The sequence below is a fragment of the Vibrio algivorus genome (assembly GCF_030161215.1).
Classification (GTDB): domain Bacteria; phylum Pseudomonadota; class Gammaproteobacteria; order Enterobacterales; family Vibrionaceae; genus Vibrio; species Vibrio algivorus.
The window spans coordinates 83034-102944 of record NZ_BSPV01000005.1; the positions used below are offsets into that span (position 1 = coordinate 83034).

At 42.2% G+C, this 19911-nt stretch carries 15 protein-coding genes; 7 read left to right on the top strand and 8 right to left on the bottom strand.

Annotation, left to right across the window (positions count from 1 at the left end; translation table 11 throughout):
- Positions 1-188: 188 nt before the first annotated feature.
- The 3 genes from QQJ93_RS08680 to priA all read right to left on the bottom strand — a co-directional run bounded on the left by QQJ93_RS08680 (position 189) and on the right by priA (position 4442).
- Positions 189-767 (bottom strand): SPOR domain-containing protein, encoded by a 579-nt coding sequence (locus QQJ93_RS08680; protein WP_089124982.1) that lies wholly within the window; start codon positions 765-767, stop codon positions 189-191.
- 173 nt (positions 768-940) lie between these two features.
- A complete protein-coding gene (gene cytR / locus QQJ93_RS08685; RefSeq protein ID WP_089124981.1) occupies positions 941-1945 on the bottom strand; it encodes a DNA-binding transcriptional regulator CytR in 1005 nt (334 codons plus the stop codon).
- A gap of 295 nt (positions 1946-2240) precedes the next feature.
- On the bottom strand, positions 2241-4442 hold the full coding sequence (priA, locus tag QQJ93_RS08690) for a primosomal protein N' (RefSeq protein WP_089124980.1): 2202 nt from the start codon (positions 4440-4442) through the stop codon (positions 2241-2243).
- A 273-nt stretch (positions 4443-4715) separates the two neighbouring features.
- On the opposite strand from priA, the gene rpmE reads away from it, so the two are divergent.
- Both rpmE and QQJ93_RS08700 read left to right on the top strand, forming a co-directional pair.
- Positions 4716-4934: a 50S ribosomal protein L31 gene (rpmE, locus tag QQJ93_RS08695; protein WP_089124979.1), complete on the top strand. Its 219-nt coding sequence runs from the start codon at positions 4716-4718 to the stop codon at positions 4932-4934.
- Between the two features lie 162 nt (positions 4935-5096).
- Positions 5097-6356, top strand: coding sequence for a malic enzyme-like NAD(P)-binding protein (locus tag QQJ93_RS08700; protein ID WP_089124978.1), 1260 nt, complete (start codon positions 5097-5099; stop codon positions 6354-6356).
- A gap of 152 nt (positions 6357-6508) precedes the next feature.
- Here the strand turns inward: QQJ93_RS08700 and metJ are convergent, their stop codons facing one another.
- The gene (gene metJ, locus QQJ93_RS08705) at positions 6509-6826 is read right to left on the bottom strand and encodes a met regulon transcriptional regulator MetJ (RefSeq protein WP_089124977.1); all 318 of its coding nucleotides are present in this window, start codon (positions 6824-6826) and stop codon (positions 6509-6511) included.
- A 636-nt stretch (positions 6827-7462) separates the two neighbouring features.
- Between metJ and QQJ93_RS08710 the strand changes: the two genes are divergently transcribed.
- The 3 genes from QQJ93_RS08710 (at position 7463) to metF (ending at position 12198) form a co-directional block, all read left to right on the top strand.
- Complete coding sequence (locus QQJ93_RS08710; RefSeq protein WP_089124976.1) at positions 7463-8629, top strand: O-succinylhomoserine (thiol)-lyase; 1167 nt, start codon at positions 7463-7465, stop codon at positions 8627-8629.
- Positions 8630-11041, top strand: a complete 2412-nt coding sequence (locus QQJ93_RS08715; RefSeq protein WP_089124975.1) for a bifunctional aspartate kinase/homoserine dehydrogenase II — start codon at positions 8630-8632, stop codon at positions 11039-11041.
- A gap of 269 nt (positions 11042-11310) precedes the next feature.
- The gene (gene metF / locus QQJ93_RS08720) at positions 11311-12198 is read left to right on the top strand and encodes a methylenetetrahydrofolate reductase (protein ID WP_089124974.1); all 888 of its coding nucleotides are present in this window, start codon (positions 11311-11313) and stop codon (positions 12196-12198) included.
- A gap of 320 nt (positions 12199-12518) precedes the next feature.
- Here the strand turns inward: metF and QQJ93_RS08725 are convergent, their stop codons facing one another.
- The 4 genes from QQJ93_RS08725 to QQJ93_RS08740 all read right to left on the bottom strand — a co-directional run bounded on the left by QQJ93_RS08725 (position 12519) and on the right by QQJ93_RS08740 (position 17973).
- Positions 12519-13091, bottom strand: a complete 573-nt coding sequence (locus tag QQJ93_RS08725; RefSeq protein WP_089124973.1) for a PadR family transcriptional regulator — start codon at positions 13089-13091, stop codon at positions 12519-12521.
- Between the two features lie 163 nt (positions 13092-13254).
- Positions 13255-15885, bottom strand: a complete 2631-nt coding sequence (ppc, locus tag QQJ93_RS08730) for a phosphoenolpyruvate carboxylase (protein WP_089125049.1) — start codon at positions 15883-15885, stop codon at positions 13255-13257.
- Positions 15886-16353: 468 nt separating this feature from the next.
- Entirely contained in the window at positions 16354-17508 is a 1155-nt protein-coding gene (gene argE / locus QQJ93_RS08735; RefSeq protein ID WP_089124972.1) for an acetylornithine deacetylase, read from the bottom strand.
- 318 nt (positions 17509-17826) lie between these two features.
- Entirely contained in the window at positions 17827-17973 is a 147-nt protein-coding gene (locus QQJ93_RS08740; protein ID WP_186294761.1) for a hypothetical protein, read from the bottom strand.
- A 104-nt stretch (positions 17974-18077) separates the two neighbouring features.
- Here QQJ93_RS08740 and argC point away from each other — a divergent pair, with 104 nt between their 5' ends.
- Together argC and argB are read left to right on the top strand one after the other, a co-directional pair.
- Entirely contained in the window at positions 18078-19079 is a 1002-nt protein-coding gene (gene argC, locus QQJ93_RS08745) for an N-acetyl-gamma-glutamyl-phosphate reductase (protein WP_089124971.1), read from the top strand.
- Positions 19080-19091: 12 nt separating this feature from the next.
- A complete protein-coding gene (argB, locus tag QQJ93_RS08750) occupies positions 19092-19883 on the top strand; it encodes an acetylglutamate kinase (protein WP_089124970.1) in 792 nt (263 codons plus the stop codon).
- Positions 19884-19911 lie beyond the last annotated feature (28 nt).

The window sequence follows — 19911 nt, forward strand, 5'->3', positions numbered from 1 at the left end:
TCTTCAGGGATGACGGTTTATATAAAATCTAGATTGATGTTGCAGGTTCTTTCTTTGTCGAGATACGAGCAGCGTAGCGATCGACCAACGAGACTCGATTCTGCTTTTTCTAGCAACTAGGAACTCGAAACTAGGGACTGTCTTTCCAAGAAACGATAAGCGAAGCGCCCAAGTAACGAGATACGTTTTTACTGCAACGTATCCTTCATGATGATACAAGGTTCAATTTTAGCGCGCTGTAGTACGTGTTGCTCTTTTACTGCATCACGTTTGAAGGTATATGGACCAAGAATAATGCGATACCAACTACTGCCTTCTAGCTTAACCACTTTGCTACTTAAGCCTTGAAACGCAATATTGGCTTTGCGCTGTTCTGCTTGAGATGGTGTTTTGTAAGCACCACATTGCATAATGTATGGAATCTTAGGTACTTCAACCTCTTTAGCCTTAACCTCAATTTCACGCTTAGGTAAGGTTTCCATGTAATCCCATTTTTCTTGTGGTGGTGGTGGAATGACTTCGGTGTTTTTCGGTTTTGGTGCCACATTCACCGGTAGGGTATTGGTTGCAGGAGCGGCTGGCTCTGGATCATTGTTTAGAACCGACAATAGATAGATAAATCCTGCGAGTAGAAGCACGGCAATAATTGCAGCTTTCCATGGAATAGCACGAGATGCCGGTTTCTTTTTTTGAGCCGGTCTTCTTTGGTTTCTATTGTTTTTCTTATTAGGAGTTGGACTCTTTCTTACGTAATCTCGGTTAGCCACGGTATTTTCAATAACTCAATAGAATAAAAAAGGAGCTATATGTTAATGCAGTTTTTTAACCAATACTATTATTAATCCAGTAAGAAGAGAGCCACGGTCTTAGTTACTGAAACCGCAGCGTGGTTGGTGATGTTGATTTACCTCGCTGCGCTTCGAATTACGCTACTCTAATTTTAACTTCTCGGTGGCGCAGCACTGTTTCGGACGACAAGGTTGGCTTCCAATAATCGTGAACCAGCACGAACCTCTCTACCTTTTAATATCTCTAACAACATCAACATGGATTGTTTGCCGATCTCATAACGGGGTTGAGCAATAGTGGTGAGCGGCGGATCGCAGTATTGAGAGAATTGGATATCGTCAAAGCCAACAATCGAAAGGTCTTGTGGTACTCGAAAGCCTTGTTTTTTCGCTTGCTGAATAGCACCGATGGCCATGCTGTCATTGTGACAAAAAATTGCAGTCGGAGGCTCAGGCAAAGAAAGTAATTTATTGGCAGCAGTGACGCCAGACTCTAATGTGAAGTCACCATGAACTTGATAGTTAGGATTCATCTCGATTCCAGCACGGCGCAGGGCTTGTTGAAATCCTTGATGACGGAACTGGCAAAGTGAAGCTTCTGCAGGACCAGACATTTCAGCGACTTTCTTATGACCCATTTGAGTGAGGTAGTTTACTACATCGAAAGCAGCGGTTAGGTTGTCGATGTGTACGGTTGGTAACTCTAATTCAGGGGCATATTCGCAAGCCATAACTAAAGGAGGGAGATTTTTTTGCTCAGGTTTACTGACATCAAAAGGAACGTCAGTCCCGAGTAGTAACATACCATCGGCTTGTTTGGTGAAAACGAGATTAACAAAACTGCTTTCACGTTTGAGTTGTTGGCCACTGTCACCTAGCAGGACTAAGTAATTATGTTCTGCCGCAGTATCCTCTATGCCGCGAATGATTTCGGTGAAGTAGGGATCACAGATATCCGGCACAATCACAATAATGGTTTTAGATTCATTACGTCGTAGATTTCGAGCTAAAGAGTTTGGTGAATAACCTGATTCTAATACCGCATCTTCGACACGCTTGCGTGTTGCATTGGAGACTTTCTCAGGGTTCATCAGCGCACGGGAGACCGTTGCTGTTGATACTCCGGCTAGTTGGGCAACCTCCTTCATTGTCGCCATAAGTTTTCCTCTCTTTCACTTTTTTATACCCAAATGGGTAAGCCAAAAACGCTTATATAAAAACGGTCTACCCATTTGGGTGTAAACATATAAGCAAAATGTGAGGGATTATCCTAATTAGGTTTTGTTCCTCAGCAATAACGACTTCTTAATGTTATCTACCCAAGTGAAGTTACTCGGGTATATAAACATTTTATGTTCTAAATTAGCTGGTTAATAGCTCGAGCATGGTAATTCTTACATTCCAATGGTGATATGCATCACATAGAGGGTTTTTAATACCCTTAGTTTTTACTCAACTTAGGTCCTGAGGTTCTATATCCATATTCCAGCGTACTTTTTTGGCGAGTGGTAATAATTGAATCGCCGGTTTAGATGAGCCAATAAGACGCTGCATTTGACTGCGAGTTGTCACTTGTAGCATCAGTTGCCAACGATACTTACCAGCACGTTTAGCGAGTGGGGCTGGCATTGGACCTAGTACCATGCATTGCTCATCATAAAGTGGGTTGGCTTCAATCGTGTGGCGTACCTGACGTAAAAAGGCCTCAACCTCATCATTATTGTTGCCTTCTGCGCGAAATAGCGTCAAAAAACTATAAGGTGGAAGTTGCGCCATTTTGCGTTCTTCCAGTGCGGTTTGAGCAAAGTGTTGGTAGTCTTTATGCAGCAGTGATTGCAATAACGCATGCTCAGGGTGGTGAGTTTGCAATAAAACCTCACCGGGTTTACTGGCGCGGCCTGAGCGTCCTGCAACTTGAATAAATAACTGAGCAAGACGCTCCGATGCTCGAAAGTCACTACTATAAAGTGAACCATCAACATCCAATAATCCAACTAGGGTGACATCCGGGAAATGGTGACCTTTCGCCAACATTTGTGTGCCAATTAGAATTTGATATTCACCACGACGAATTGATTCTAATGCACTTTCTAAGCTGCCTTTTCGGCGAGTACTATCACGGTCAATTCGAATAGTTTTAAATTCAGGGAATAGTAATTCTAATTGCTTTTCGAGTTGCTCAGTACCAACGCCAACTGAAACAAGTTGAGTTGAGCCACAGCCTTGGCATTGCTGGATCACAGGGCGTTGTGATCCACAATGGTGACAGCGAACTTCTTGGCTACCTTGATGGAAGGTGTAGTAAGCATCGCAACGTTTACATTCTGCCAGCCAGCCACATTCATGACACATTAATGCTGGGGAGAATCCACGACGGTTCAAAAACAGCATCACCTGATTACCCGAATTAAGATGACGCCGCATTTGAGCGATCAAGGGTGCTGATAATCCACCTTCTAAGTATAAACCTTTGATATCGAGTACATGATGTTTGGCTGGCTGCGCATTGCCAGCACGCTTGCTTAACGATAAATAATGATATTTACCCGTTTTAGCATTATGTAACGTTTCTAATGCAGGCGTTGCGGAACCAAGCACTACTGGAAAATTTTCTTTGTGACCACGCATGACTGCCACATCACGAGCGTGATAGCGTAGAGTATCTTGTTGTTTATAAGAGGCATCATGTTCTTCATCGACAATAATGACACCGAGGTTTGCAAATGGAGTAAACAACGCAGAACGCGTACCAATAATGATACCCGCTTGTTTATCACGGGCTGAAAGCCATGCATTTAAACGTTCGGTATCATTTAAGCCCGAGTGCATGACTTCAACAGGTACATTAAAGCGGCGTTTGAAGCGGTTGATGGTCTGCGGTGTTAATCCTATCTCCGGTACTAAGACTAATGCTTGTTTACCTTGTTCAAGCACAGGTTTGATAATATTTAAATAGACTTCGGTTTTACCTGAGCCGGTTACGCCATCAATTAAAAAGCAGCCAAATCCCGGATGGTTATTTATGCTGGCGACCGCAATGGCTTGTTCTTCATTTAAGTGCGGTTTGTGTTGTTCGTTTTCTAATTGTGCTGGCCATTCCGGTTGCGTTGGTTGAGTGTGTTTTGCTTCAATCCAGCCTTTATTTTGCAGTGTTTTTAGCGTGGCGCTGCTGATGTCCTCGTCGATCATTGCTTGATGAGGAAGTGGTCCATGATCTAGCATGCGTACCACTTTGGCTTGCAGGTGAGCTCGACCAAACCCAGCCGCTAACTGGTTTTTTCCGGCTTCGGTAATGTGCCACTCTTTGAGACTAGTAAAATCAGCCGCTTTACCTTTTTTAAGTAATGATGGCAGAGCCATTGCTAGCGTATCGCCAAGTGGGTATTGATAAAACTGACTACACCAATGTAATAGTTGATAGAGTGGTTTTGGCCAGACAGGCTTGGCATCTAAGCAAGCTTTAATGGGTTTTAATTGCTCAACAGGGAAGTCAGAATGATCGACAATATCTACTACAATACCAATTAAGGTTTGGCGGCCGAAAGGTACAGAAACGCGGCCACCAATTACGGGAAATAAATAATTAGGAATAAGGTAGTCAAAGCACTTATCTAAAGGAACAGGTAGGGCAACTTGAGCAATATTTGGCTGCATAAGTAAGAAAATTGTCCTTGAGACAGTAGGGAAAGACAAACGAAAGGCTATGATAAAGCAGTCGTTATCGATATAAAACTGAAATATTGTAGAAAAAGGGAGCAAATGTGTTGATCGATGGAGACGGATTCACTATTATACTGCGCCTCTAACGATGTATATTTTTACATCATTTTTTAGTAACAACGTATGGTGTCTGACTGCTTTGATACTCGCAAGAGAAATTTAGAGTAAGAATCAGATAGCGATACGGACCAATAAAAGGTTTGTCCTATGAAAACTGGTATCCACCCAGAATACAAAGCTGTAACAGCAACTTGTTCTTGCGGTAACTCTTTTGAGTTCAATTCTACGTTAGCAAAAGAATCTATCCACCTAGACGTATGTGACAAATGTCACCCGTTCTACACTGGTAAGCAACGTATCGTTGATACAGGCGGTCGTGTTGATCGCTTCAACAAGCGTTTTGGTGCACTTAGCAGCAAAAAATAATCTTCTACTAAACTATTTTAGTGAAAGACAGAATTTGAAAGGGATGCTTCGGCATCCCTTTTTTATTGCTTGAAATTAACGGTATTGACTACCAAGTTAAGTTTTGATCCTTTAAAATCATTCTCCCCCCCTACGAAATAGAATAATTAGGAAACGTTCACTATGTCTGATGATCAGCAACAAAATGATTTTCGCCAAAAAGCATTGGATTACCACGCCCAACCTACCGCAGGTAAAATTGCCATTGCTTTAACTAAACCAGCCGATACGGCGGAAGATCTGGCTTTGGCTTATAGTCCAGGCGTTGCTGAACCGGTACGTGAAATCGCACTTAATCCTGATAATGCTTATAAATATACCGCCAAAGGCAATACGGTTGCGGTTATTTCAAATGGTACGGCTATTTTAGGTCTAGGCAATTTAGGCCCATTGGCATCAAAACCTGTTATGGAAGGTAAAGCCCTTTTATTTAAGCGTTTTGCTGGCTTAGATTCGATTGATATTCAAGTGAAGCACCGCACTATCGATGAATTTGTCGATACGGTTGCTAATATCGCTGATACTTTTGGTGGTATTAACCTAGAAGATATTAAAGCGCCAGATTGTTTTGAAATTGAGCGCCAGTTAATTGAGCGTTGTGATGTACCCGTTTTCCATGACGATCAACACGGTACGGCGATTGTTACCGCAGCAGGTATGCTAAATGCAATTGAGCTACAGGGCAAAAAATTGTCTGAGTGTAAAATTGTTTGTCTAGGCGCTGGAGCTGCAGCGGTTGCGTGTATGGAGCTATTGATCAAATGTGGCGCATTACGTGAAAAAATCTACATGTTAGATCGTAAAGGCGTTATTCATACTCGTCGTGATGATTTGAATGAATATAAGCAATTGTTCGCTAACAACACAGACATGCGTACTTTGGAAGATGTGATTGCAGGGGCTGACTTATTCTTAGGTGTTTCTGGTCCAAATTTACTCCCACCGGAAGCGCTAGCATTAATGGCTGATAAGCCTGTGGTATTTGCTTGTTCAAACCCAGACCCTGAAATTAAACCTGAATTGGCGGCAAAAGTTCGTAATGATTTAATCATGGGGACAGGTCGTAGTGACTACCCGAACCAAGTGAATAATGTTATTTGTTTCCCATTCATTTTCCGTGGTGCGTTAGATGTACGCGCGAGTGAAATTAATACCGAAATGAAATTAGCAGCAGTGGAAGCGATTCGTCAGTTAGCTAAACAAGAAGTACCAGCTGAAGTTCTAAAAGCAGCTGGTGTTGAGTCACTATCATTTGGCCCAGACTACATTATTCCAAAACCAATGGATCCACGTTTGCTTTCTGAAGTAGCAGGCGCAGTGGCTCGTGCAGCAGTAGAATCTGGTGTTGCTCGCATTGAATTGCCGGAAGAGTATAAGCGATAACGGAACTCGAATTTCGTTTCTCGTGATCCGAAAAAGCCAGAACGTTTTGATTCGTTCTGGCTTTTTATTGTGAGTAACTAAAACGTTATAGTGATTAATTAAAATGAGAAAGAATATTCGAGAAACGAGCCACGAGTATCCGAGACACGTTTTTAATCATCAAAATTCTCAAACTCAATACCCATTTCGGTCATTAAGCGTTTTACTTCTGTCGGAATATCATCTGGGCGATCTTTACGCAAATCTTCATCGGTTGGTAAAGGTTGGCCAGTATAAGCATGTAAGAATGCTTCACACAGTAGTTCACTGTTGGTCGCATGGCGCAAGTTGTTGACTTGGCGGCGTGTGCGTTCATCGGTTAATACTTTAAGAACTTTTAATGGGATAGAAACCGTGATTTTTTTAACTTGTTCACTTTTCTTTCCATGCTCTGCATATGGGCTAATGTACTCACCGTTCCAATCTGCCATCACGCACCTTCGTTGTTTAATATCTGTAATTTTAGTGGCTAAGTGCTAATTCTAGGAGCATTTACTGCCGAAAGTAAAGACATTTAGATGGCCAGAAGTCTTGACGTCCTATGTTGTGAGGGATAAAGTACCGTTATATATTGTTTCACACATGCCACTGTAAGTGGATTTGTATACTTAACCTCAGGTTTGGATGGCTTTAGTTATCCAAATTTGAGGTTACTTAGGTATATGCTCCTTACTACTTTAAAGTAGTAAATAGTTTCAGTTTTTTAAATTGAGTTTGTGCCAATAGCGCTTTGGAAAGATTTTAGTATATACCCAAGTGACTTCAAGATGCAGAATTCAGAGCTATCATCCAAGTCTTTAAACAAGAAAGATTCGTGTAGGAATGTAAGCACCTTTCAAATGAATCTGACGCAGTGTAAAGGCTTGGATGAAGCTCCCGAAGGGCAAGTTAAAACAAGCTTTATGCGGCGTTAAATTAAATAGAGATAGAATCATGATCATATTCAATTTGCCTTGCCTAAAACTTGTTTTAATCTTGCTGAAACTCGCATCTTGAAGTTACTTGGGTATAGTGGATCGAGTGTCTGTGTATATTGATTGCGATTGCAAGAGAAAAGGAATACGCCAATGAGTTCAAGAAAGCCAGCAACTGTCGCCGTTCGTACCGGTATTGAATCGGATAGCCAATATCATGCGGTGGTTCCACCTATTTATCTATCGACCAATTATGGCTTTCCGGCTTTTGGTGAAGTACCTAAGTATGACTATACTCGTTCGGGAAACCCTAATCGTGGTTTGCTTGAGCAAGCTTTATCTGAGCTTGAAGAAGGCGCTGGTGCAGTGATCACCAACTGTGGCACATCTGCACTGAATTTATGGGTTTCCGCCTTTATTGGCCCAGATGATTTGATTATCGCACCTCATGACTGTTATGGCGGTACTTACCGTTTATTTAATACTCGAGCACAAAAAGGCGACTTTAAAGTTCAGTTTGTTGACCAATCAAACCAAGCGGAATTTGATGCCGCCATCGCTAAAAAGCCAAAATTGATTTTATTAGAAACACCATCAAACCCATTGGTGCGTGTGGTTGATATTGCCAAATCTTGTGCAAAAGCTAAGCAAGTAGGCGCATTAGTGGCGGTTGATAACACCTTCTTGACACCGGTATATCAAAAACCATTAACCTTGGGTGCAGATTTTGTTATTCACTCCACGACTAAGTACATCAATGGACATTCCGATGTCATCGGTGGGGTGATTATTTCTAAAGATCCTGAGCATGTAGAAACACTTTCATGGTGGGGCAATTGCATTGGTGCAACCGGTACACCGTTTGATAGCTACATGACATTACGTGGTTTAAGAACCTTAGCGGCGCGTATGCGAGTACATGAAGAAAGTGCACAACACTTATTAGCTTACTTACAAGAGCAACCATTAGTGGGCACTATTTATCACCCGAGCTTACCCGATCACCCTGGACATGATATCGCCAAAGCGCAACAAAGTGGTTTTGGCTCAATGCTGAGTTTTGAAATTAATGGCAGCATGGAACAGTTAAAGGCCTTTGTTGGTCAATTAGAATTATTCTCTCTGGCTGAATCGTTAGGCGGAGTAGAGAGCTTGATGTGTCATCCATCATCTATGACCCATCGAGCGATGTCAGATGAAGCACAAGCAGAAGCAGGGATCTCACCTTTGCTGTTGCGTGTTTCTGTTGGATTAGAAGATAGTCAGGATTTAATCGCTGATTTAGAGCAAGCTTTCAAAAAAGCACAAGAGGTAGCGTAAATGACATCTGCTCGTCAGTTACACAAATTTGGTGGTAGTAGTCTGGCTAATCCAGAGTGCTACAAACGAGTCGCCAACATCTTAAAAGAATATTCATCTCCCGCTGATTTAGTAGTGGTATCGGCTGCCGGTAGTACTACCAACCGATTAATTGAGTGGATTAGTGCGCTAGAAAAAGATGGCCGTATTGCTCATGAAATATTGCAGGAATTACGTCAGTTCCAAATTAAGTTAATAGATGAGCTGCTGCCAGAAGAAAAAGCACAGCCGTTGCTTGAGTTAATTAATCAAGAGTTTATGGCATTGGGGGAGATCAATTTCCCAGTGACTGAAGTGATGCGAGCTAGCATTCTAGGCCATGGTGAAGTCTGGTCATCTCGTTTATTGGCCGCATTACTTTCGTACCTTGATATGGAAGCGGTGCAGCTGGATTCGCGTGATTTCTTACGAGCTGAGCGTGGTGCACAACCCGAAGTTGATCGTGGTCGTTCATTGCCTCTGCTAAAAGAAAAATTAGCTCAACACGGAAAACTACGTGTGGTGATAACAGGTTTCATGGCACGTAATGATGCAGGTGAAACCGTATTGCTTGGTCGTAATGGTTCAGACTACTCTGCCACGGTGATTGGCGCATTAGCTGAAGCCTCTCGAGTGACGATTTGGAGTGATGTGGCAGGAGTATATAGCGCAGATCCTCGTAAAGTCACTGATGCTTGTTTGCTCCCTTTGCTTCGTTTAGATGAAGCCAGTGAATTGGCCCGTTTAGCCGCGCCAGTATTACACAGCCGTACCTTGCAGCCAGTTGCGCAAAGTGCCATGGATTTAAGTCTACGTTGTAGCTACCAGCCTGAATCAGGTTCTACTCGTATTGAACGAGTATTGGCATCAGGCCGGGGCGCAAAAATCATTACTTCACTTGATGAAGTGCTACTGATTCAAATTCACTTTGGTGCAGGGCATGATTTTACGCGTTTAGAATCAGATTTAATGCGTTCGTTAACTCGAGCACAATTGCAGCCATTGGCTATGCAGTCTCAACCTGATCAAGGTTTAGTCTCTTTGGCATATACCGCTGAAATTGCTGCAAGCGCAATGACATATTTACAAGACACCGCAGTCGGCGCAGAGATTAAATTGCGTGAAGGTTATTCGATGGTCGCAGCAGTTGGTGCAGGGGTAACGATTAACCCAAATCATTGTTATGGTTTTTACCAGAAACTTAAAAATGCACCGGTTGAATTTATTTCAGAAGCCGATTCCGGTTTAAGCCTAGTGGCCATTTTGCGTAAAACCAATGTCGCTGAGCTGGTGGTTGATGTTCATTCTCAATTATTCCAAGCACAGAAACGAGTTGCGATTGCCTTATGTGGTAAAGGTAATATTGGTTCAAGTTGGTTGGAATTATTTGCTGAGCAAAAAGCCGAACTAGAAAAGCGTCGTGGAATGAGCTTTGATTTAGTTGCCGTAGTCGATAGTCAAACTTATTGGCTGGATTTGAATGGTATCGATCCTACTCAAGCGATTACTCGCTTTGAAGATGAATCCGTTGTGAATGATGGTCAAGCTTGGTTGCACACCTTAGCGCACCAAACTGATTATCATGAAGTCGTCGTAATGGATGTGACGGCTAGTGCTGAGCTAGCAAGCCAATATGAAGCTATTGCCGAGCATGGTATGCATCTTATTTGTGCCAATAAAGTTGCAGGCTCTGCTTCAACGCAAGACTACCAACGTGTGGTAAATGCCTTTGATAAAACCGGTCGACATTGGTTGTATAACGCGACGGTAGGTGCAGGCTTACCCGTTAACTATGCGATTCGAGATTTGCGCAATAGCGGTGACCAAATTACCGCAGTATCGGGTATATTCTCAGGTACTTTGTCTTGGTTATTTCAGCAGTTTGATGGCTCAGTACCTTTCACTGATTTAGTCGACTTAGCGTGGCAACAAGGTTTAACTGAACCAGACCCTCGCTCAGATCTCGATGGCTCGGATGTGATGCGTAAGTTGGTAATTGTGGCGCGTGAATCTGGGTTAGAAATAGAACCAGAAAGCGTTAAAGTCGAGTCACTGGTTCCCGATGAGCTAAAAGATCTTTCAACCGATGACTTTTTCGATAAAGGCAAAGTGTTGAATGAGTTGTTATCAGAGCGTTTAGCTAAAGCTCAGAAGCAAGGTAAAGTGTTGCGTTATATTGCCCGTTTATCTCGAGATGGCAAAGCAACGGTTGGCGTTGAAGCGTTATCTCCAGATCATGCGTTAGCTAACTTGTTACCTTGCGATAACGTATTTGCGATTGAGAGTAAGTGGTACAAAGATAACCCGTTAGTGATTAAAGGCCCTGGGGCTGGGCGATCAGTTACAGCAGGCGCATTACAATCGGATCTGAATCGTTTATCTAATTTGATTTAGTCGCTGGGTATAACACTATTAAATCAATGACTTATTAATGCTACTTCAGTAATGAGGTGGCATTTTTTGTATTTGAGAGTTATTCAGCATTATTATGAAGAAAATTCATGATAAGAGGATTGACTTTATATCCTATTCAATTCATTCTGTAGACATATAGACGTCTAAATGACTTCGGGAAATTTTAATTAGGTACGATAGAGATAAGGATGCTTTTCAGATTCGTACTTTTTAGGTGAGTTAAGTGGCTTGTCCACAGGGAGTAAAACATGAGTTATTCACACGCAGGCCATATTGATGCGCTAAACCATAATATTGCTGATCTAGAAGGCAAGATTAATGTTTCTTTTGAATTTTTCCCACCAAGTAGTGAGAAAATGGAAGAGACGCTGTGGAATTCAATTCACCGCTTAAAAACCCTACAACCTAAATTTGTCTCAGTAACTTACGGTGCGAACTCTGGTGAACGTGACCGTACTCACTCAATTATTAAAGAAATTAAAGATCAAACTGGCTTGATTGCCGCACCACATTTAACTTGTATTGATGCCTCTCGTGATGAGCTGAAAGAGATTGCGCAAGATTACTGGAATAATGGAATTCGCGATATCGTTGCTTTACGTGGCGATCTACCGCCAAATGGTGGCAAACCAGATATGTATGCTTCTGATTTGGTTGAGTTGCTAAAAGGTGTTGCGGACTTTGATATTTCGGTTGCTGCTTACCCTGAAGTGCACCCAGAAGCCAAAAATGCCCAAGCGGACTTAATCAACTTAAAACGTAAAGTCGATGCCGGGGCGAACCGTGCGATCACGCAGTTTTTCTTCGATGTAGAAAGCTACCTACGTTTCCGTGATCGTTGCGTAACTGCTGGCATTGATGTGGAAATTATCCCAGGCATTCTACCTGTGTCAAATTATAAGCAAGCGAAGCGCTTTGCCGATATGACCAATGTTCGTATTCCAAGCTGGATGGCCAAACAATACGAAGGCCTAGATGACGATCCAGTAACACGTCAAATGGTTGGTGCGAGTCAAGCAATTGATATGGTGAGAACGCTGAGCCGTGAAGGTGTGAAGGATTTCCATTTCTATACACTTAACCGTTCTGAGATGACTTATGCGCTTTGCCACACACTAGGTGTACGTCCGCGCTAATTGTTCTTATCTGTATCAAAGCATTAAGATATATACCCAAGTGACTTCAAGATGCAGGATTCAGAGCTACCATTCAACCCTTTAGGCAAGGAAGATTGGCGAAGGAATGTAAACACCTTTCAAACCAATCTGACGCGGCATAAAGGTTTGAATGAAGCTCCCGAAGGGCAAGTTAAAAAAAGCTTTATGCTGCGTTAAATTGAACAGAGATAGAATAACTATGATCATATTCAATTTGCCTTGCCTACAGCTTGTTTTATTCTTGCTGAAACTCGCATCTTGAAGTTACTTGGGTATAAACCATAAAGGCTTACTGACTTTCAGTAAGCCTTTTTGCTACTTGTTAGCTCAGAAGCCGGAAAGGTTTCGAGTTGTTGTTTTACTTCGGTTGCCCATCCAACCCAAGTTTGTCTCTCTAAAATATTACGTCTTAAAATTAAGCGCTCTAGCTTCGCATGTGGTTCAAGAGACTCTGGACTGTGGTAAAACTGGCTTTCGAGTTGTTGATAATGCTGCAATAAGCATTGCGCCTCAGGGAGCAATTCGTTTAATTGTTGAATAAAACTGTTTACCGATTCAACACTACAAGCCATTAATTTAGCCGAGAATTCATCACGAGTAGCGGTATAAGGGGTAGGCTGGTTAAACCAAGCGGTTAATTTTGAGCGCCCTAATGGCAATATGGTATAGATTTTTTTATCAGGTTTGCCGACTTGAGGGTGAAGTTCTGATGTTACCCACTCTAGCTGAGTCATTTTAGCTAATTCACGATATACCTGTTGGTGGCTAGCCTTCCAAAAGTGTCCAACACTATGTGAAAACGCTTTGCTGATGTCGTAACCGGTCGCCGGCTCTCGACTTAAAATAGTTAAAATAACGTAGGGCAGTGACATGTCAGCTTCTAAGTTGGCTAATAAGTAGATAACTAAGATAGCGTAGTTTCATTCATTTATGTACTGATGAAAAAATAATATTTAAAACAAAAAGAGAAGCCGTACTTAACAAATTAAGTACGGCTTTTATATTTAAACAATATCTATCAGCTGATTAAGTGTATTAACCAGTGTTACGCATACCTGCTGCGATACCAGCAATTGTCAGCATTAACGCTTCTTCTAGCTCTGCAGATGGATTGTCGCTTTGACGAGTACGGTATAGCAACTCGGCTTGTAGCATGTTCAATGGCTCAACGTAGATGTTACGTAAGCGGATTGACTCTAAACCCCAAGGGTCGCTTTGCATTAGGTTCTCGTTATTTTCTACGTTCAGAACTGTCACAATATCTTTTTGCAATTGTTCACGTAAACGCTCACCAAGAGGCCAAAGTGACTCATCAGTTAGGCGTTGATCGTAGTAGCGTGAAATATCAATATTACACTTCGAGTAAACCATCTCTAGCATGCCAAGGCGTGTTGAGAAGAATGGCCATTCACGACACATGTCTTCAAGCATTGGCTGGTGGCCTTGTTCAATTGCATGTTGTATTGCTTCACCGGCACCTAGCCACGCGGGTAGTACTAAGCGGTTTTGACTCCATGAGAAAATCCATGGAATTGCACGCAAGCTTTCAACACCACCATTTGGATTACGTTTTGATGGGCGCGAGCCTAAAGGCAATTTACCAAGTTCTAGTTCTGGAGTTGCGGCGCGGAAATAAGGAACAAAATCCGGTTCGCCACGCACTACTGAGCGATAGGCTTCACAAGAAACATCAGAAAGCGTATGCATCATTTCACGCCATTCTTGCTTTGGCTCAGGAGGTGGAAGTAAGTTTGCTTCCAAAATGGCACTGGCGTATAGGTTAAAGCTGTTTACCGCGACATCTGGTAAGCCTAACTTAAAGCGAATCATCTCACCTTGTTCAGTTACACGTAAGCCACCTTTTAAGCTGCGAGGTGGTTGGGAAAGAAGTGCCGCATGTGCTGGTGCACCACCGCGACCTACCGTACCACCACGGCCGTGGAATAGCGTTAAGTCGATGCCTTCTGCATCTGAAACCTTAACGAGTTTATCCATCGCGTCGTACTGTGCCCAACCTGCTGCCATTACACCAGCATCTTTAGCAGAGTCGGAATAGCCGATCATCACCATTTGGTGGTTATTGATAAAGTTACGATACCAATCGAGCGAGAACAATTGCTTCATAACCGCTTCAGAATTGTTCAAATCATCTAAGGTTTCAAACAGTGGGCAAACATCCATACGGAATTTGCAACCGGCTTCTTGCAAAATCAAATGTACGGCGAGGACGTCAGATGCCGTACGTGCCATCGAAATAACATAAGCCCCAAAAGCTTCGCGAGGGTGTTCAGCCATTACTCGACAAGTATTAAGAACTTCTTGTACTTCTGCTGAAGGCTCCCAGTTACGCGGCAATAGTGGGCGTTTTGAGCTAAGTTCTTTAATTAAGAATTCAACTTTTTCGTCTTCAGTCCATTGATCGTATTCGCCAATTTCTAGGAAGCGTGTCATTTCAGTGATCACATCTGAATGACGAGTACTTTCTTGACGAATATCCAAACGGACTAGGTGAATACCAAATGCTTTCACACGACGTAGAGTATCGAGTAGTGAACCTTCTGCGATGATGCTCATGCCACATTCGTGTAGTGATTGGTAACAAGCTAGTAGTGGATCCCAAAGTTGCTCAACACGCTCTAAAATTGGCAAATTAGGCACTTCAGTACCATTGATGCGTGCATCCAGTACGGTACAAGTATTGTTTAACAGAGTACGTAAGCGTTTCAGAATTGCACGGTACGGTTCATGTTCTTCACCTGATAATTCACGTACGGTATCGTTACAAGCTGTCATTGACAGTTCGGTGATCAAATCTTGAATATCGGTTAGATATAGATCGGCTGCTTTCCAGCGAGACAATAACAATACTTCAGCGGTAATTGGGTGGGTAACATTAGGGTTACCATCACGGTCACCGCCCATCCAAGATGAGAAATGTACTGGGCGAGCATCGATAGGCAAAGCTTCACCAGTGAAATTTTTCACTCGATCATTAAACTCACGTAAGAACTCAGGCACGGCTTGCCATAATGAGTTTTCAACGACTGCAAAGCCCCATTTCGCTTCATCTAATGGGGTTGGACGTTGTTGGCGAATGACATCTGAGTGCCAAGATTGAGCTATTAGACCTTCTAAGCGACGTTCTGTTTTCAGACGCTCACGAGTAGAAAGATCACTGTGTTCTAATTGCGATAAGCACTTATTGATTTTGACCAATTTATTGATCATGGTGCGGCGAGCAATTTCTGTTGGGTGTGCGGTCAGTACCAATTCAATATTCAGCTCTTTGATTGCTTGTGCGGCTTTTTCTTTGCTGATGTCATTGGAAGCTAACTTACCAAATAAAGAGTTAATTGCGTCTGGTTCACATACGTGTTCTTCACAGTGGCGAGAAATAGTATGAAATTGTTCTGCAATATTGGTTAAGTTAAGAAATTGACTGAAGGCATGTGCAACAGGCGTGAGTTGTTCGTTAGGTAGGTTTTTGATTTCTTCGATTAAGCTTTCGCGGTCTTCCTGACTACCAGCACGTGCTGATTTGGAAAGCTTACGAATGGTTTCAACTTTATCAAGAATAGCATCACCATGAGCTTCTTGAATGGTTGCGCCGAGTAAGTCTCCGAGCATGCGAACATTGCCCGTTAAAGCGGCATATTTTTCATTCATCGTCGTTTCACCTTGTAATTTAATTACATCCATTTAATTCTTTATACCAGCCACAACATGAGTCAGTAGTCTAAGTTCGCATAAGAAAAGCTTGATAACAAAGCATGAATTTTTGTTAGTAGCTGTTCTACTTACAAATTTCATTACATAGTTAGCTCGGCTTTCAACAAGCTATGAAGATTAGTTGCTCGTTGCGATTGGTATAATCACTACAATCTATCGAAAATATTTGCACTGAGTCAAATATTTGCCGCGTTCATGAAAAAATAATACAAATATCATTGACCTAAATCAGTTATCAATGAATGGGTAAAACCAGTTTGATTGCAGTGTGAAACCTTTGTTACTTATACCATATTTGATTTTTTCGACCGCACTCAAATGGTTTGAATGCGGCATGATTCATTATTTCAACTTCTCAGATTGTATCCAATTTACTCAAAGCGCCTATTTAATAAAAGTATCGGCTTATTCAAAGCAATAGTGGCGCATCGACTTGGATAAAATATTGATAGTCGGGTCGATAAATTCAAATGCTAAGAATTCGTCAGGTTGGTGGGCTTGGTCAATTGAACCGGGTCCCATTACCAGTGTTGGGCAAACTTCTTGTAAGAAAGGGGCTTCAGTACAGTAGTTAACGGTTTCCGATGGCATTTGAGTTAGCTCTTCCATAGTCTTGATGAAAGGGTGATCATGTTGGCATTCATAACCCGCAATTGGTTCGTGTAATGGTTTGATCTCAATGCGTTCTGGCCACTTGGCTTGTACTTCTTTAAGTGCGGCTTGCAACATGTTGTTTAAGCCATCTAAGCTGATCCCCGGTAGTGGGCGAACATCATAATGCAACTCACAACAACCACAGATACGGTTAGCACTGTCGCCGCCATGAATGTGACCGAGGTTTAAAGTAGGCGTTGGGATTTCAAAACCCGGGTGGTGATATTCTTTAATTAGTTGATTGCGTAGCTGCATTAATGCAAATAGTACTTCATGCATAATTTCAATCGCATTAACGCCGAGAGCTGGGTTAGATGAATGGCCAGAGTGGCCAGTAACACGAATCGCATTAGCTACATGGCCTTTATGTCCGCGTATAGGCTTTAGGCTAGTTGGCTCACCAATGATGCAATAATCCGGTTTATACGGTGCGTCCCCATTTAAGCACGATTCTGTAAAGTGACGTGCACCCAGCATGCTGGTTTCTTCATCGCAGGTTGCCAGAATATAAAGCGGTTTGGTTTGGTTTGCCCAATCGACTTTTTTGACCGCTTCAATAATAAAGGCGAAAAAACCTTTCATATCCGCAGTACCTAATCCGTAGAATCGATTGTTATGTTCGGTTAAGGCGTGTGGATCAAAGTTCCAGCGGCCTTCATCAAAAGGCACGGTATCAGAGTGACCAGATAGCAATAGTCCACCTTCACCTTGGCCTTTTTTAGCGATTAGATTGTGTTTTCCCGGCGCGACTTCAATGACTTCTACCGAAAAATCGAGATCTTTTAACCATTGCGCCAACTTGGCGATGACTTCGGTATTACCTTCATCCCAAGTGGGATCAGTTGCACTAATTGAAGAGGTAGAAATTAATCCGCGATAAACATCTAAAAATTGAGGTGTGCCCATAAAAACTCCATTTCGTGTGATGACTTTGCCTGTATGCAAAGATCAACAGACCCTAAATAAAACCATTGTGGTTGATAACCGTGCTATTGACAAGAAGGTTATAAAACGATAAAACACATATTAAATCATTATTTGTGAATAAAAAATCAAATAATCAGGTTTTTTTAGAGTGGATAATCATATTTTTACGTTTGGTAGAGACTTGTTTTCAGTATGAAAATAATACGATGGTTTAACGAATACCACTTGAACAAATATAAATAGTACATATACCCAAGTGAGTTCAAGATACAGAATTCAGAGCTATCATCCAAACCTTTAGGCAAGGAAGATTGGCGAAGGAATGTAGACACCTTTCAAACCAATCTGACGCGGCATAAAGGTTTGAATGAAGCTCCCGAAGGGCAAGTTAAAACAAGCTTTATGCGGCGTTAAATTGAACAGAGATAGAATAACTATGAACATGTCCAATTTTCCTTGCCTAAAGCTTGTTTTATTCTTGCTGAAACTTGTATCTTGAAGTTACTTGGGTATAAAGCAAACGGTACAAAACAAACGGATAGGTGAGTATGCTAAAAACAGTCATTATTGGAGCAAGCGGTTATACTGGTGCGGAGTTGGCCTTGATGGTCGAAAAGCACCCTGAGCTGACTTTATCTGGTTTATATGTATCAAAGAATAGTGTCGATGCTGGTAAACCTATTTCTCAACTACATGGGAAATTGCATGGATTAATTGATCTTACCGTGCAACCGCTAACCTCCCCCCAAGAAGTCGCACAACAATGTGATGTCGTTTTTCTTGCTACTGCTCATGAAGTTAGTCACGACCTTGCGCCGACTTTTCTTGCTCATGACTGTGTTGTTTTGGATTTATCCGGTGCTTACCGAGTTAAAGCTGATGGTTTTTATCCTCAATACTATGGCTTTGAACATACAGAGTCTCAGTGGTTAGACCAAGCAGCTTACGGCTTAGCAGAATGGAATGCTTCTCAAGTTGAACAAGCTCAATTAATTGCCGTCCCAGGCTGCTACCCAACGGCATCTCAACTGGCGATTAAACCGTTAATTGAATCGCAACTTCTCGATTTGAATCAATGGCCAGTAATCAATGCCACTAGTGGCGTGACAGGAGCGGGTCGTAAAGCCTCCATGACGAATAGTTTTTGTGAAGTGAGTTTGCAACCTTATGGCGTATTCACTCACCGTCACCAACCTGAAATTGCCTCACACTTAGGTTGCGATGTGATCTTTACTCCTCACCTTGGCAATTTTAAGCGTGGTATTTTAGCCACTATTACCATGAAGCTGGTTGATGGGGTGAGTGAGAAACAAATTCAACAAGCCTTCGAACAAGCGTATAAAGATAAGCCAGCAGTACGGTTACTTGATGAACTGCCTCGTTTGCAAAATGTCGAAAATACCCCGTTTTGTGATATTGGCTGGAAGATTCAAGGTCAGCATATTATTGTGGTGTCAGCGATTGATAACTTATTAAAAGGTGCATCAAGTCAGGCAATGCAATGTCTGAATATTCGTTATGGATTCCCTATTTTAACTTCATTAGTTTAAGGGGAATTGAACGTGACTGAATCAATCAATAAACCATTAGTTATTAAATTAGGTGGCGCAGTTTTATCTGATATGGATACCTTGGCGTTATTGTTTAAAGCAATTGCAAGTTATCAACAGCAAGCGAAGCGCGAAATTGTGATCGTGCATGGCGGAGGCTATTTGGTTGATGAGTTGATGGATAAACTGCAGCTTGCAACAGTAAAAAAGAATGGCTTACGCGTCACACCTTTCGAGCACATTAATTATATTAGTGGTGCATTAGCAGGAACAGCAAACAAGTTATTACAAGGCCAAGCGATGAAGCTAGGTTTAACCGCGGTAGGGTTAAGCTTGGCAGATGGTGGTTTGTGTCAGGTTACTCAACTATCTGATGAACTAGGCGCAGTTGGCGAAGCAAAAGCTGGAGAGGCTTCAGTGCTAAGTGCAATTTTAAATGCAAATGCTTTGCCAATTATTAGCTCCATTGGCATTACTGCACAAGGTCAGTTGATGAATGTCAATGCCGATCAAGCAGCGGTAGCGGTGGCGACGGCACTGGATGCTGAGCTTGCATTGCTTTCAGATGTTGCAGGTGTACTCGATGCGGATAAGCAACTTATTTCACAACTAGACCAATCACAAGTCGACCGCTTAATTGAACAAAAAGTCATTACCGATGGCATGATTGTTAAAGTACAAGCGGCTTTAGATGCGGCAAATCAACTCGGTCGAGCGATTGAAGTTGCGGGTTGGAAAAGCCCTGAAAAGCTAACCCAACTTTTTGCGGGTCAAAGCATAGGAACTCGTTTCTTGCCTCAATAAAGGGAAGAAGCAAATTAAATAATCCAAG

What these genes read in the sequence shown, in the direction of transcription:
- cytR (WP_089124981.1), bottom strand. Translation starts at nt 1,945, where the DNA reads ATGGCGACAATGAAGGAGGTTGCCCAACTAGCCGGAGTATCAACAGCA.
- priA (WP_089124980.1), bottom strand. Translation starts at nt 4,442, where the DNA reads ATGCAGCCAAATATTGCTCAAGTTGCCCTACCTGTTCCTTTAGATAAG.
- rpmE (WP_089124979.1), top strand. Translation starts at nt 4,716, where the DNA reads ATGAAAACTGGTATCCACCCAGAATACAAAGCTGTAACAGCAACTTGT.
- QQJ93_RS08700 (WP_089124978.1), top strand. Translation starts at nt 5,097, where the DNA reads ATGTCTGATGATCAGCAACAAAATGATTTTCGCCAAAAAGCATTGGAT.
- metJ (WP_089124977.1), bottom strand. Translation starts at nt 6,826, where the DNA reads ATGGCAGATTGGAACGGTGAGTACATTAGCCCATATGCAGAGCATGGA.
- QQJ93_RS08710 (WP_089124976.1), top strand. Translation starts at nt 7,463, where the DNA reads ATGAGTTCAAGAAAGCCAGCAACTGTCGCCGTTCGTACCGGTATTGAA.
- QQJ93_RS08715 (WP_089124975.1), top strand. Translation starts at nt 8,630, where the DNA reads ATGACATCTGCTCGTCAGTTACACAAATTTGGTGGTAGTAGTCTGGCT.
- metF (WP_089124974.1), top strand. Translation starts at nt 11,311, where the DNA reads ATGAGTTATTCACACGCAGGCCATATTGATGCGCTAAACCATAATATT.
- QQJ93_RS08725 (WP_089124973.1), bottom strand. Translation starts at nt 13,091, where the DNA reads ATGTCACTGCCCTACGTTATTTTAACTATTTTAAGTCGAGAGCCGGCG.
- ppc (WP_089125049.1), bottom strand. Translation starts at nt 15,885, where the DNA reads ATGAATGAAAAATATGCCGCTTTAACGGGCAATGTTCGCATGCTCGGA.
- argE (WP_089124972.1), bottom strand. Translation starts at nt 17,508, where the DNA reads ATGGGCACACCTCAATTTTTAGATGTTTATCGCGGATTAATTTCTACC.
- QQJ93_RS08740 (WP_186294761.1), bottom strand. Translation starts at nt 17,973, where the DNA reads ATGTTCATAGTTATTCTATCTCTGTTCAATTTAACGCCGCATAAAGCT.
- argC (WP_089124971.1), top strand. Translation starts at nt 18,078, where the DNA reads ATGCTAAAAACAGTCATTATTGGAGCAAGCGGTTATACTGGTGCGGAG.